At 34.1% G+C, this 14,471-nt stretch carries 13 protein-coding genes and 1 pseudogene; all 14 read left to right on the top strand.

The genetic code is table 11. The features are described 5' to 3' along the window. The first annotated feature begins 79 nt into the window (after window positions 1–79). The 14 genes and pseudogenes from RBH94_RS15225 to RBH94_RS15160 all read left to right on the top strand — a co-directional run bounded on the left by RBH94_RS15225 (window position 80) and on the right by RBH94_RS15160 (window position 13,915). On the top strand, window positions 80–493 hold the full coding sequence (locus tag RBH94_RS15225; protein ID WP_307881668.1) for a globin family protein: 414 nt from the start codon (window positions 80–82) through the stop codon (window positions 491–493). A gap of 18 nt (window positions 494–511) precedes the next feature. Then, on the top strand, window positions 512–1,339 hold the full coding sequence (locus tag RBH94_RS15220) for a DUF3365 domain-containing protein (protein WP_307881667.1): 828 nt from the start codon (window positions 512–514) through the stop codon (window positions 1,337–1,339). Between the two features lie 56 nt (window positions 1,340–1,395). Then, window positions 1,396–1,875 carry a hypothetical protein gene (locus RBH94_RS15215; protein ID WP_307881666.1) on the top strand — a complete coding sequence of 160 codons (480 nt, stop codon included), beginning with the start codon at window positions 1,396–1,398 and terminating at the stop codon, window positions 1,873–1,875. 6 nt (window positions 1,876–1,881) lie between these two features. Then, window positions 1,882–2,910, top strand: coding sequence for a ferredoxin--NADP reductase (locus RBH94_RS15210; RefSeq protein WP_307881665.1), 1,029 nt, complete (start codon window positions 1,882–1,884; stop codon window positions 2,908–2,910). A gap of 10 nt (window positions 2,911–2,920) precedes the next feature. Next, window positions 2,921–3,631, top strand: coding sequence for a cytochrome c3 family protein (locus RBH94_RS15205; protein WP_307881664.1), 711 nt, complete (start codon window positions 2,921–2,923; stop codon window positions 3,629–3,631). Window positions 3,632–3,964: 333 nt separating this feature from the next. After that, window positions 3,965–5,353 carry a CmpA/NrtA family ABC transporter substrate-binding protein gene (locus tag RBH94_RS15200; protein ID WP_307881663.1) on the top strand — a complete coding sequence of 463 codons (1,389 nt, stop codon included), beginning with the start codon at window positions 3,965–3,967 and terminating at the stop codon, window positions 5,351–5,353. Window positions 5,354–5,466: 113 nt separating this feature from the next. Next, window positions 5,467–6,573 carry an ABC transporter permease gene (locus tag RBH94_RS15195; protein WP_307881662.1) on the top strand — a complete coding sequence of 369 codons (1,107 nt, stop codon included), beginning with the start codon at window positions 5,467–5,469 and terminating at the stop codon, window positions 6,571–6,573. A gap of 34 nt (window positions 6,574–6,607) precedes the next feature. Beyond that, window positions 6,608–7,453 carry an ABC transporter ATP-binding protein gene (locus RBH94_RS15190; RefSeq protein WP_307881661.1) on the top strand — a complete coding sequence of 282 codons (846 nt, stop codon included), beginning with the start codon at window positions 6,608–6,610 and terminating at the stop codon, window positions 7,451–7,453. Between the two features lie 11 nt (window positions 7,454–7,464). Continuing rightward, window positions 7,465–8,289, top strand: a complete 825-nt coding sequence (locus tag RBH94_RS15185; protein ID WP_307881660.1) for an ABC transporter ATP-binding protein — start codon at window positions 7,465–7,467, stop codon at window positions 8,287–8,289. A gap of 60 nt (window positions 8,290–8,349) precedes the next feature. Further along, complete coding sequence (locus tag RBH94_RS15180; protein ID WP_307881659.1) at window positions 8,350–9,618, top strand: alginate export family protein; 1,269 nt, start codon at window positions 8,350–8,352, stop codon at window positions 9,616–9,618. 144 nt (window positions 9,619–9,762) lie between these two features. Then, a pseudogene (locus RBH94_RS15175) lies at window positions 9,763–10,602 on the top strand (YifB family Mg chelatase-like AAA ATPase); the annotation flags it as partial. A gap of 68 nt (window positions 10,603–10,670) precedes the next feature. Next, window positions 10,671–12,308: a recombinase family protein gene (locus tag RBH94_RS15170; protein WP_307881658.1), complete on the top strand. Its 1,638-nt coding sequence runs from the start codon at window positions 10,671–10,673 to the stop codon at window positions 12,306–12,308. 155 nt (window positions 12,309–12,463) lie between these two features. Continuing rightward, window positions 12,464–13,342, top strand: coding sequence for a hypothetical protein (locus tag RBH94_RS15165; RefSeq protein WP_307881657.1), 879 nt, complete (start codon window positions 12,464–12,466; stop codon window positions 13,340–13,342). Between the two features lie 168 nt (window positions 13,343–13,510). Further along, window positions 13,511–13,915, top strand: a complete 405-nt coding sequence (locus tag RBH94_RS15160) for a hypothetical protein (RefSeq protein ID WP_307881656.1) — start codon at window positions 13,511–13,513, stop codon at window positions 13,913–13,915. Window positions 13,916–14,471 lie beyond the last annotated feature (556 nt).

Genomic DNA, 14,471 nt, shown 5'->3' with positions numbered 1-14,471 from the left:
TATATATTTGAATTTAATTTAAGTATTAGTACGTATTCATTTTTAATTAAGATAAACTAACCAAATAATAATGAAAATTATGGAGCAGAAAACAATCACTTTAGTTCAGGAGTCTTTTGAAAAGGTAAAGCCAATAGCGGCAACTGCCGCTGAAATATTTTATTCTAAGTTGTTCGAGTTAGATCCGGCTTTAAAACCATTATTTCCAAGTGGAGATGAAGCTATGAAAGTTCAAGGCAATAAATTAATGACAATGTTAGGAGCTGCGGTTGTTGGATTAAGTAATCTGGAGGCGTTAATTCCTGTGTTACAAGATTTAGGAAAACGACATGTTGGTTACAATGTAACGCCTGAGCATTACAGTACAGTTGGAGCGGCTTTATTAGACACGCTTGCAACTGGTTTAGGAGATGACTTTACGTCTGAAGTAAAAGAGGCCTGGGCTTCGGTATATGGAACCATGTCTACGGTCATGATTGAGGCTTCTTATTAATTTAATTTAAAGGGAATTATGAAAACAAAATTATTGTATAGTATTTTAAGAGTTTTAGCAATTCAGGTAATTGTATTGAGTTTAGTGGCTTGTGGAGGTGTGGCTGAAGAGTCTGCCGTTGACGGTGGAGAAGAAAATGTGTTTTCTGTAGATGAGGTACTGGAAATGGTTGCGAAAGAAAATGATGTGACCAGAACTTTATATACAAAAGCAATTGTAGGTAAAGGGAAGTTGCAGGGTATGAAGTTCGATGAAGACTGGAGAAAGGATGATGTGGAAGCAGGGCCATTACCGGCTTTATTTTTGAGAGGGGTAGCAACTAGTATTAGAAAAAGCCCTGTACCTTTAGGGTTGTATTTAGGTTCAGATCACCCAGTTAACAAGGCTAATAAATTTGAAGGTAAGCAAGCTGCACTATTTGAAGAAATTAAAAAAGACCAAAAGCCTCAATATTTTTATGATGAAGAGCAAAAGCTGCATACCGCTATGTTTGCCGATTTGGCAAGTGCCGGAGCTTGTGTAAGCTGTCATAATGCACATCCTCAAACCACAAAAAGTGATTGGAAGCTTGGAGATGTTATGGGGGCAACAACTTGGCAGTACCCAAAAGATTCATTGTCTTATAAAGAAACTGTAGCGGTATTAAATTCTTATTCAAAAGGTACGATTGATATTTATATGGAGTATCTCGATGAAATCGCAGCGTTCAAAGCAAGTGAAAAGCCTGAGATTGGTGATAAATGGCCGGCAGATGGTAATTATTTGCCAACAGCTGAAGTCTTTCTTGATAGTGTGAGAAAGTTGGCTTCATATGAAACCATGAATAAGCTGTTAGCAATGAAATAAAAAGCAGCAGGCTTATTTGTAAATTATAAATACTTCTTGTAGATATCCTATTTGTAATGAATCTGAAACAAAAACCTACTCTTCTCGGACTTGTGTTGCTCGTGCTTTTCTTTATTCAGTTTGTTTTTAAACTGGAATGGAAATGGTTACTGGAGCTGCAGACGGGAGAAATGTATAAACGTTGGACGGGGTTAATTTTAGGGTTGTTCATCACTTTTCAGTGGGTGTTAACTCTAACCAGAGTTATCAAGCGGTTTAGGAAATTTTCAGTTAAAATGACTCAAATTCATAAATGGATTGGGGCGTTAAGTCCACTGTTTTTCTACATCCATAGTATTGCGGTGGGGTATGGGTATTTAGCTTTGTTAACCTATTTGTTTTTTGCAAATGCCTTGTTGGGATATCTTAATTTAGATGTTATTAAAAACAATGGTGATTGGCTGTTTAAAGGTTGGATGATTTTCCATGTGTTGTTTTCAGTAATCATTACTGTACTTATGGTATTTCACATAGGAGTTGTTTTTTACTATAAATAATAAAACATGAAATTATTAATAAAGGATATCATAAAGGAGACTGACGATGCGATGAGTGTCTGTTTTAAAAATGGTAACATATTTAGTAAGTTAAAATATAAACCCGGACAATTTTTAACAATACACGTACCTATAAATGGTCAAATATATAAACGTGCTTATTCTTTTAGTAGTAGTCCATATATAGATAGAGACCTAAAAATAACCATTAAAAGGGTTGATAAAGGACTTGTATCCAATTTTGTTCATGATAATTTAAAGGTAGGAGACAAGCTGGAGGTTGATAAGGCTATGGGGTCTTTTTTTGTTGAGCCTAAAAAGGGTGAGGCAAAAACCTATGTGTTTTTTGCCGGAGGAAGCGGGATAACTCCGATTTTCTCTATTATTCAGTCGATTCTTGTTAAAGAGGTAGATTCAAAAGTGTTGCTTTTTTACGCGAATCAAACGCTATCGTCTATAATCTTTGCGGAAGATATAAAGCAATTATCTAATATATATCCAGATCAATTTAAGGTAGAACATATTGTTTCTGATTTAAATTTAAGGGCGGAAAATTATCACCAAGGTTTTCTTTCCGATGCTATTTTAACCAGTGTTTTTTCAAAGCACAAACTTGAGTTTGATAATCATGTTTATATGGTATGCGGGCCGTTTGGTTATATGGAGAAGGTAAAAGAGCTTCTGAATTTGAATGGAATTACCAGGGAGAAAATTAAGGTAGAGGTGTTTAAGTTGCCAAAGGTGAAAGTTACGGGTAAAGATTTGCTAAGTAATGTTACTATTAAAATAAAAGATCAATCATATGGTATAAAGGTAAGAGGTGATAAATCTATTCTTCAGCAGGCAATGTCTGAGAATATTGCCATACCATATTCTTGTAGATCTGGTATGTGTTCTACCTGTAAAGCGACTTGTGTTTCTGGAGATGTTAAAATGGTTGCAGGGCATATTCTGGAGCAGAGTGAAGTTGATCAAGGTAAAATATTAACCTGTGTGAGTTATCCGGAAAGTGAGTCGGTTGTTATTGAATTTTAATATTTAAAATATGTTTAAAGTAAATCCATTAAGAAAAAGACAAATAATAGGCGGTGTGTTCGGACTTGTGCTGGGTGGATTTATTTTCTTTGTGTTAACTCTTGATGCTTCAGAAGAGTATGTATCTATAGGTCCTATGAATACCGGGCATAACGATATGTCTTGCGTGGTTTGTCACGCCGATGCTAAAGGAAATCTTTGGCAGCAGGTGCAGTCCAATATTTCACATAGTTTTGGTTTTAGAAAAACAGGCGTCGATTTCGGAACAAAGGATGTAACTGTTGATAATTGTTTACAATGTCATGACCGACCTAATGACAGGCATCCATCATATCGTTTTTCAGAACCTCGATTTAGTGACGCTATAAAGGTTATTGATGCAACAACCTGTATTACGTGTCATTCGGAGCATCACGAAGAAAGGGTTTCAGTTGCAACAGCAGATTATTGTATGAATTGCCATCAGGATCTTGAAGTTGAGAACGATCCTTTAGATGTTAGTCATGCCATGCTTATAGCAAAAGAAGAATGGACAACCTGTATACAATGTCATGATTTTCATGGTAATCATAAATATGAAGTGGCTACCAGATTAAAAGATACTATACCTATGCTAACTATTGAGAAGTATTTTCAAGGAGGGGTAGATCCATATGGTGATGATAAAAAATATATAGGTTTATCGGAGTTGGAATGGTTGGAGCAATTTAAAAATAAATAAAATCAACAAATAAAAGTGATGTTTTAATAAGTGTTTTAGGTCTTAATTTTTCTTTAATCAACACTTTTGTATTAAATCCGCTGATTTTCTAAGTAAAATTAAGCGGATTTTTATTTTTTTTACGTATGGTATGTATTTGTAATTACGTATTATGTTTTCTTTATATTTATTTGAAAATAAGGTATTTGTGTTGATTTTATGGTTTTTAGCAGGTTTTGTTATGTTTAAAAAGATAATATTACATGTGATATGCCATTGAAGGGTTGAGTAACTACGTATATATTTGCTAAGTAAATAAGTACTAATACTTAGTTAAACTAAAAATCCTTCAATATGAAATCAGTATTAAAAAAATCAGCATGGGCATTATCAGTTTCGTTACTGCTATTTTCTTGTGGTGGAAAAGATTCTAAAAAGAAAGCGGTTACAGAAGACATCGCAGCGAATGTATCTAAAACAAAAACTTTAGATATAGAGAAACCTCAGTTAACCTTTGGTTTTATAAAATTAACAGATATGGCACCTTTAGCCATTGCTAAAGAAAAAGGCTTCTTTGAAGATGAAGGTTTATTTGTGTCTGTAGAAGCACAGTCAAACTGGAAAAATGTATTAGATAGAGTAATAGATGGTCAGTTAGACGGATCGCATATGTTGGCTGGGCAGCCAATTGCAGCAGGAGCTGGTTTTGGTAGACAAGCAGAATTAGTAACGGCTTTTTCAATGGACTTAAATGGTAACGGTATTACAGTATCTAACGATGTGTGGTCTAAAATGAAAGCTAATGTACCAATGGGAGAAGATGGTAAACCAGTTCATCCTATTAAGGCAGATGCCTTAAAACCTGTAATTGCGGACTATAAAAATAGTGGGAAAGCCTTTAAAATGGGAATGGTATTTCCGGTATCTACACACAACTACGAAATTAGATATTGGTTAGCAGCAGCGGGAATTCACCCGGGAATGTATACAGCAGAAAATGTACAAGGACAAATTGATGCAGAAGTATTATTATCTGTAACACCTCCGCCACAAATGCCTGCAACCTTAGAAGCAGGAACAATTTACGGTTATTGTGTAGGTGAGCCATGGAATCAGCAAGCGGTATTTAAAGGCATTGGAGTACCAGTAGTTACAAACTACGATATCTGGAAAAACAATCCTGAGAAAGTATTTGTAATGACTAAAAAGTTTGTTGAAGAAAACCCAAATACAGCAATCGCGGTAACAAAAGCATTAATTCGTGCAGGAAAATGGTTAGACGAACCAGGAAACAGAGCAGAAGCAGTAAAAATATTATCTATGCCTCAATACGTAGGAGCTGATGAAGTGGTATTAGCAAATTCAATGACTGGAACGTTTGAGTTTGAAAAAGGAGATAAACGTGAAATGCCAGATTTTAATGTATTCTACAAGTATAATGCAACCTATCCTTTTTATTCAGATGGTATCTGGTTCTTAACTCAAATGCGTCGTTGGGGACAAATTCCTGAAGCTAAGCCAGCTGATTGGTATGCTGAAACAATTAAAGATATCTACAGACCTGATATCTGGAAAAAAGCAGCTACGCTTTTAGTTGAAGAAGGATATATTCCAGCTTCAGATATTCCTCAAACCGATGGTTATAAGCCGGCAACTACAGACTTTATTGACGGAACATCGTACGATGCAAAAGATCCAATAGGGTACATTAACAGTTTCAAAATAGGAAACAAAGACAAATAAGATATTCAATATTGAATTTAGTAATCATAAGGTTGGTCAGAATAGAGAAGTTATTAACCAAAACGATTCTGGCGAATTCCATAAGACCACTTTAAATAAATAAAAATAAACAGATGAAACAGAGCATAACATTAGATAGAGTGACCAAATTTATGGGGCTTGGATTTTTAATCACTTTAAAATCCTTATTTACCGGAGATTTAGATAAAGAAGGCTTTAGAAACTTCTTGAGAAAAGTAGTCGTGCCAATCGCTTCCATATTCTTATTTATCGGCTTATGGCACATGGGCGCTAAATCTTTGTACAATATAGAAGCAGATTATAAGATTGAGAAAGCTTTAACTGAACAAGGTCAGGAGGCAGCAGATGCCATGAAAGCTTGCATTGCTTCAGGAGATGTGAGTTGTCAGCCAAATACATTGCCGTCTCCTGCGCAAGTTTGGGAATCTTATAAATCTCTTTTAAGAGATCATCAAATTATTAGTGCAGATAAAGCTGCGTTTGCAGAGAAAACAGCTGTTATAAATGCAAAGCGTATTGCAGAAGGAAAAGATCCTATTACCTATACGGGAAGACCATCATTCGTAGATCAGATTTTAACCAGTTTAAAAACGGTATTTGCAGGCTTTTTATTGGCCTTAGTCATTGCTGTGCCAATTGGAGTTATCATAGGGTTGAGCAAAACGCTAAGAAGTTCAGTGAACTGGTTGATTCAAATTTTTAAGCCAGTATCTCCAGTAGTATGGTTGTTATTAGTGTTCATGATTGTAAAAACGATGACTAAAGATTCTAATTCTGATAGTGCCTTTATCATCTCCTTTATTAGTGTGGGCTTGTGTTCTATGTGGGCAACTTTAGTAAATACAGCTATGGGGGTAGCGTCGGTAGATAAAGATTATATCAACGTGGCTAAAGTTTTAAAGTTAGGACCAGTTCAAAAAATATTTAAAGTGATTTTACCTTCATCTTTACCATTAATATTTACAGGGTTGAGAATTACATTGTCTGTGGCTTGGATGGTGCTTATCGCTATCGAATTATTAGCGCAAAGTCCAGGATTAGGATCGTTTGTATGGGAAGAATTCCAGAATGGTGCTATCGATTCGAATTCAAAAATTATTGTTGCCATGTTTGTTATAGGTGGTATCGGTTTCTTATTAGATCGTATCATGTTAACCATTCAAAATACAGTATCATTCAATAAAACCAGCGGAATTTAATAAGTAGCATATTAATATTTAAAACTTAAAGAAAATGGCATACTTAGAATTAAATAACGTATACAAAACCTACGGACAAGGCGATCATGCAACCGAGGTGCTTTCAAATATCAATTTATCAATCGAAGAAGGTGAGTTTGTGGCGATCGTTGGGTTTACCGGAAGTGGTAAAACAACATTGGTGAACCTGATTAATGGTTTATTGCAACCCACACGAGGTGAGGTGCTTTTTAAAGGCTTACCCGTTTTAGGAACCAGTCATGAGCGTGGTGTGATTTTTCAGAATTACTCACTATTACCATGGTTGACTGTTGGTCAAAATATATACATGGCTGTAAAAGAAGCTTTTCCGAAAAAAAGTAAAAAAGAACTTCATGAGATCGTTTCAGAATACGTAGCGATGGTGAATTTAACGCCGGCCATTAATAAAAGACCTAAAGAGTTGTCGGGAGGGATGCGACAGCGTGTAGCTGTAGCCAGAGCATTAGCGATGAAACCAGAGATGATTATTATGGACGAACCACTAGGGGCTTTAGATGCGTTAACGCGAGGGAATCTTCAGGATGAAATTTTAAATATCTGGGGAAAGGAGAAGCGAACTGCTTTATTGATAACTAACGATGTAGATGAAGGGATTTATATGGCAGACCGCATTATTCCTTTACGTCCGGGGCCAAAAGCGACTTTAGGCCCTGAATTTAAAATTGACATCGATCGCCCAAGAGATAAGACAGAACTTAACGATAATGCGAATTTTAAAGAAACGAGAAATGCGATTATCGAATACTTAATGGATATAGGAAATGAGCGTAAATCGGTAGAACAGGAAGTTTATGAATTACCGGATTTAACCCCAAAAAGCTTTGTCGGACACTTTTAACACGAAAAACTATGATTACAAATACAGGACATACAGATATAGTAACTGAAAACGGTATAGCTTTTCATGAAGATGTGATGTTGGATTTGAAACATCTGAAAAAAGTATACCCAACGCCTAAAGGTGATTATGTGGTTCTTGAAGATTTAAATCTTCAGATTATGAAGGAGGAGTTCGTAACCATTATAGGGCATTCAGGTTGTGGTAAAACAACCATGTTGTCTATGATTGCAGGGTTGAACGAAATCTCAGGAGGAAACATATCTGTTTTAGGAAATCACATAAAAGGTCCAGGGCCTGACAGAGGAGTAATTTTTCAAGCGCCAAGTTTAATGCCTTGGATGACTTCACTTCAAAATGTGATGTTGGGTGTGAATCAGGTATTTCCGCATGCTACCAAAGCACAACGTACCGATATTGCTAAATACTATTTACAAAAAGTTGGCCTGGAAGATGCCTTCCATAAAAAAGCATCCGATCTATCTCAGGGGATGCAGCAACGTGTAGGTATTGCTAGAGCTTTTGCGATAAAACCAAAAGTGTTGTTGTTAGATGAGCCTTTCGGGATGTTAGATTCTTTAACACGAGGCGAACTTCAGGATATTTTAATTGAAATCTGGAATAAAGAAAAAATTACAGCGGTGATGATTACGCATGATGTTGATGAAGCAATCTTTTTAGCAGATCGCGTGGTAATGATGACTAGTGGTCCTAAAGCTAAGATCGGAGATATTTTAAATATCGATTTTGAGCGTCCACGAACCCGAAAAGCAGTTTTAGAGCACGACGATTATTATAAATACAGAAAACATCTTATTGATTTCTTAGAGCATTAAAAACAAAAAAACAAACCAAATAAAAACAAACTAACCAATTTTTAACTTAAAAACGAACACATGAAAAAACAATATGTAATTCTAGGGCTATTATTAGGGTGCTTACAATTTGTGCATGCGCAATTTACTTTAGATGGAGAATTCCGACCAAGAGCTGAATACCGTCATGGATTTGGGAGTCTTATTGCTGATGATGCCGATGCAGGTTTTGGTATATCGGCAAGAGCTCGACTAAATGCAGGTTTCGCAACTGAGTCTTATAAATTTTATTTAAGCTTACAAGATGTTATGGTTTGGGGGGAAAACAGACAGATTTTACCTTACGATCAAAATAACTCTTTCGCGGTATTTCAAGCTTGGGCAGAACTTAATTTAGGTTCAGGTTGGACGACTAAACTAGGGCGTCAGGTATTATCTTATGATGATCAGCGAATTTTAGGTGGATTAGACTGGGCGCAACAAGGACGTAATCATGATGCTGCATTGTTAAAATATAAAAAGGAAAAATTTGCATTGGATGTAGCATTTGCTTTTAATCAGGATTATTCGCACCCAACAGGATTTGTAAATGTAGGAACAGGATATAATACAACAGGTTTTTTCTCTTATAAAACCATGCAAATGGCACATTTAAGCCAATCTTGGGAAAAATTATCAGGTAGTTTATTATTTATGAATAATGGGTTTCAGGAATTCGACGATACCGATGCGCCAGACGGAACAAGTAATCTTCAAACCTTTGGAACACATTTAGATTACAAAGCAGGAGGTTTTGGAGTCGCTGCAAATGCATTTCTTCAAACCGGACAAAGACAAGGAGAAGTTGATGTAAAAGGTGCGTATTTAGTAAGTCTTGATTTGAGTTTTAAAGCATCTTCAAAAGTAGGTTTAGGTGCAGGTCTTGAAATTATAAGTGGTAATGATGGTGATGCCGGGGAAACTGGAGCGTTCTTTCCCTTATACGGAACCAATCATAAATTTAACGGATTCATGGATTACTTCTACGTGGGGAATCATGCAAATTCAGTGGGATTATTCGATGTGCATGTAAGCGCAAACTTTAAGCTGAGTGAAACCTCAAGTTTACTAGTGAAAGCTTTAAATTTTAGCGGAGAACAAGATTTACCAAGTGGAGATAAAGCATTAGGAACAGAAATAGATTTAGTGTTTAAAAAGCAATTTAAAGGTTATGCTTTGGTTATGGGGTATTCGCAAATGTTTGCTGCCGATGGCATGTATGAGCTAAAAGGTGTTTCTGAAGATGCTGCTGCCGATGGTCAAAACTGGGCATGGGCCATGCTAGTACTTAAACCTAAATTTTTAAACTAATAAAAATAGTGTCTATATAAATTGAGAGAATAATTTTTATTGACCCTAACGGAATCCCGCTATTATGCGGGATTTTTTTGCTAATTCTTGTTTTAGAATTATTTAAAATACTTTTCTTACATTTATAGGAGAAAATTGTCATATATGCTGAAAAAAGTATTTGGAAGTGCCGTGTTTGGTGTTGAAGCCACGACAATCACTGTTGAGGTTAATATTGATTCAGGTATTGGTTACCATTTGGTGGGTTTACCAGATAATGCGATTAAAGAGAGTAATTACCGGATTGCGGCTGCGCTGCAGAATAACGGTTATAAAATCCCGGGTAAGAAAATCACAATCAATATGGCGCCTGCCGATTTGCGAAAAGAAGGCAGTGCCTACGATTTAACCTTGGCGATTGGTATTCTGGCAGCATCCAAACAAATTAATGCAGAAGATTTAGATAAATATTTAATTATGGGGGAGCTTTCATTGGATGGAAGTTTACAACCTATAAAAGGTGCACTTCCTATCGCTGTTAAAGCGCGAGAAGAAGGTTTTAAAGGATTTATTCTTCCTATTCAAAATGCAAAAGAAGCGGCTATAGTTGATAATCTTGAGGTTTACGGTGTAGAGAATATCAAGCAAGTGATTGATTATTTTGATAAAGGTGAGTCGCTTGAGCAAACTGTTATTAATACAAGAGATGAGTTTTATAAAAACTTAGAATTCCCTGAGTTTGATTTTAGTGATGTTAAAGGGCAGGAAGGTATTAAACGCTGTATGGAAATAGCTGCTGCGGGAGGGCATAATATTATTTTAATTGGTCCGCCTGGAGCGGGAAAAACCATGTTGGCAAAACGTTTACCTAGTATTTTGCCGCCTATGACGCTTCATGAAGCTTTAGAAACTACAAAAATACATTCGGTTGTTGGTCGAGTTAAAGACAGCGGATTGATGGCACAACGCCCTTTTCGAAGTCCACACCATACTATTAGTAATGTGTAAGTTTTAATTGTGTGGGTGTGTTTAAATAGTTACATTTGATTTGTAATCAATTAAACGAAAACATTATGTTGGGTATTTACACACGTCTAAGTAGAGAAGATGATGAATCTAATTCTATTAGTAATCAAAAAAGGGAAGCTTTACATTACGTAAATGAAAACAATATACAACACTATAATATCTATGATGAAGGTCAAGGGTTTTCTGGAACTTTAAGAATTCAAGAAAGACCAGAATTAAACCGTATGATTAAAGATATGGAATCTGGTAAATTGACTTCTGTTTGGATGCGGAAACAAGATAGATTGGCAAGGTTGGGTATAACAGTTATGATGTTTGCTGATGCGGTTGTTAAAAATAATATAACCCTAATATTTGGTGATAAGGGTAAGGTTGATTTAACCGACCCAATTGAAATGTTTCACTTAACAATTATGGCAGGTGTTGATGCATTAAAACCAGCACAACAATCTAAAGCAACAAAACGAGCATTAAAAGATAATGCAAAAGAGGGTAAAGTTTGGGGTGTCATACCATATGGTTACAGAACTGATGATAATATGATGCCATTTATTCATAAAGAAGAAGCCAAAATCATTAATAGAATATTCAATGAATATTTATCTGGTAAGGGTGTAAGAACAATTGCAACTGGATTAAATAACGATAATATACCAACAAAATATGGTAGGGACAATGACAAATCAATTAAATTAAGAAATAAGTACACTAAAAAAGTAATTGAAAGACCAAGAAAAAATATTAAATGGTCTGAAAAAACAATTAGTGATATTCTAAAAAATACTTGGTATGTGGGTGAAAGAATTTATTCTGGTGAAAAATTACCTACACCAAAAATTATTGATGATATTCTTTTTGAAAAGATTCAAAGAGCAATTAATTCAAGAAAGGGGGTAAGAACTTCAACACCGAAATATAATTATCTTCTAAAAGGGTTAATCAGATGTAATGAATGTGGTAGAAATTATTATGGCAGATTCAGACCATCAAAAAATGATAATTTCTATATGTGTTCAAGTAAAAGAAGTGCTGCAACTAATTGTGGTAATAAAGCTATTAACATACCAATGCTTGATTCTTTTATTATTAAACATCTTTTCAAATCCAAGGACTTATTAAAGATGATGGAATCTATATCTAATAATAATTCAGTATTGAATGAGTTAAATGCTGAAATTAAACAATTGGAAGATGAAATTATTAAAACAAAATCAAGAGTAAATAAATATGCCAAATTATTGGGTGATGAACTGCAAGATGATGAAATCATTATTCAACAATATACGAATGCAAAAACCAAATTAAATTCAAATGAACAATTATTAAAAAAATTAAAGATTGAACAAGCCGATTTAACCAATTCAGAAGCATTAAAAAATTATAATAAGGAATTATTAACTATTAATGATAAAAGTGATTTTAATACTATTAAAATGGCGGTTAATAATATTATTGAAGATATTAAAATTGAATCCTTTGATACCAAACAACCTTCATATATGATAACTATTGCATATAAAGGATTTAATGATTATACCATATGGAATACTGAACTACCTTATGAACATTGGTTTTGTGCATTAGATACACATAATACCTTTAATGAATCTTGTGGTATTCCAGCAATATATTCATTGAATGAAGTTCGTTTATTTAAGAATGATATAGTTGAATTTAATTAATTTTTATTACTAACATATATTTTAATTAACCTAATATTAGTATTTTTTTCCTACTTTGTAATTTGTTAAAAGTTAATTTCTTACATTTAACTTCCCTTTATTAATTAATAGTAAAATTATATGTTTTTGTAACTAATCAATTTTATTATATAATTATGAGAAATTCACTTTTTTTATTAGTTCTAATTGGCTCATTCCTTGCCAATGGACAAGGTCGGGCAGAGATTAATGAGCAAAAAATTTCCTTTATTACTGGAATTGGAGCAAGTATTCCTTTTGGTAAATTATATCAAAACCCTGTTGTTGATTTAAGCACAAAAAATGTAATCATAGAGGAAGCACAGAGTTTTAAATCAAATATAAGTTTTGGAATTGCTTATACAGCAAAAACTTTATTATTACAGAATGGTACAAGAGTCCCATTTGGGTGGTCAGGAATTGCATTTATAAACCCTATTTCATTAAGTTCCACAGGGGAAAATGAAGGTTTTTTCAAAAATATAGATTTTGGACTTGGGGTTGGATTTAAATTTGCTGGTGGATTTTTAATTGCTGTTACAGCAGAATGCTTTAATGTAAGACAACCAAATAAATGGTTTGTTGATAAATATGAAACAAATGATAAGCAATTCTTGATTGATGGCTCTCCTCAAGTTTCTTTTGATGTAAATGACAATAATATTTTTAAAAATAAAATGGTTATTACTGGAGGACTTAAATTTTGCTATACATTTGATATAATTAAAAGTTATAGAGATAATAGTAATAATGCGTACGAAAGAAGTCAAGAGAGTATAATTAATGCAAATGGAGCAGGAGCAGGAAATGGAGCAGGAGCAGGAAATGGAGCAGGAGCAGGAAATGGAGCAGGAGCAGGAAATGCAGCAGGAGCAGGAAATGCAGCAGGAGCAGGAGGAGCAGGAGGAGCAGGAAATGCAGCAGGAGCAGGAGGAGCAGGAGGAGCAGGAAATGCAGCAGGAGCAGGAAATGCAGCAGGAGCAGGTGGAGCAGGAGATGATGCCCCAGATAAATAAAATTAATATTCATCTAAATATCATAAAACCTCGATTTTAACACAGAATCGGGGTTTTTGCTTCTCATACCCCATTCTGAACAATGTTCCAAATATATTATAAGATTTTTCTTTATGTTAAAATTTAATATTTGTATTATTGAGTATTAATCAACCTAACAAAATAATAATGCAAGAATTAGTATTTGACTTAACTTCAACAGAAGGTATTAAACAATCAGAAATACAATTATTAAAATTGAATAAAACCTTTGCAGACTCGTTCGGTAAGGTGGCAGCATCACGTATAGCGGATGATATTAAATCCATATTCAACTCATTTTTCGGATTTTTAAACGAAATGATAAATAATGTATTAGATATCGTTAATGATAATAGACACACTGAAAGACAAATGAAGCTTGCTCAAGACCTTATATTAAAGGCAAGGGAAATGGGGGCTAAAAAGGTAACGATTATCATTGATAAGAATAATGATGCGTCAATTAAAGCTTTTATAAAGGAAGTTGATGCAAATATTAAAGCATCAAAGGATAAAGGTGGTAAAATTGAATATGTGGTAGAGTTTAATTAAATAATTTCATCTAAATATCATTAAACCTCGATTTTAACACAGAATCGGGGTTTTTGCTTTTCATACCCCATTCTGAACAATCCTAAAAACAATATAAACACAAAACATTTCACAGATATAATCAGCGTTCAGTATTAAGAACAATCAGAAGATAAAAAGAAACCATCACCAATAAAATAAACACCAAGTACATCATATTGGAATAATAACAATAAACACCGAACAATAAAATACAGAATGGTATAAAAGAAACCTTCAAGCATTTAAGAAACTTACTAATGTACATCTTCATCTTTTCATCTGATGGTAATATCAAATGCTGATAACGTTTAAATACAATAACACATAAATCACAGAATAATGTAACAACTAATAAAATCAATTCTAATTTAAAACTCATAACTAATAAAAATTAAATTCTTTAACTCTAAACGTGAAATATAATTTACTGTTACACTTTTGTTATTTACTATTTCACATTTAAGTGTATTCAAAGATAATAAAAATATATAAGGCAATAGATTTCATTTATTAAGTAGTTATTAACAATAGTAAA

This window comes from Aestuariibaculum sp. YM273, from assembly GCF_030908365.1.
Lineage (GTDB): Bacteria > Bacteroidota > Bacteroidia > Flavobacteriales > Flavobacteriaceae > Aestuariibaculum > Aestuariibaculum marinum.
The sequence above is the reverse complement of the archived record's forward strand: the minus strand, read 5'-3'. Positions and strand labels throughout refer to the sequence as shown.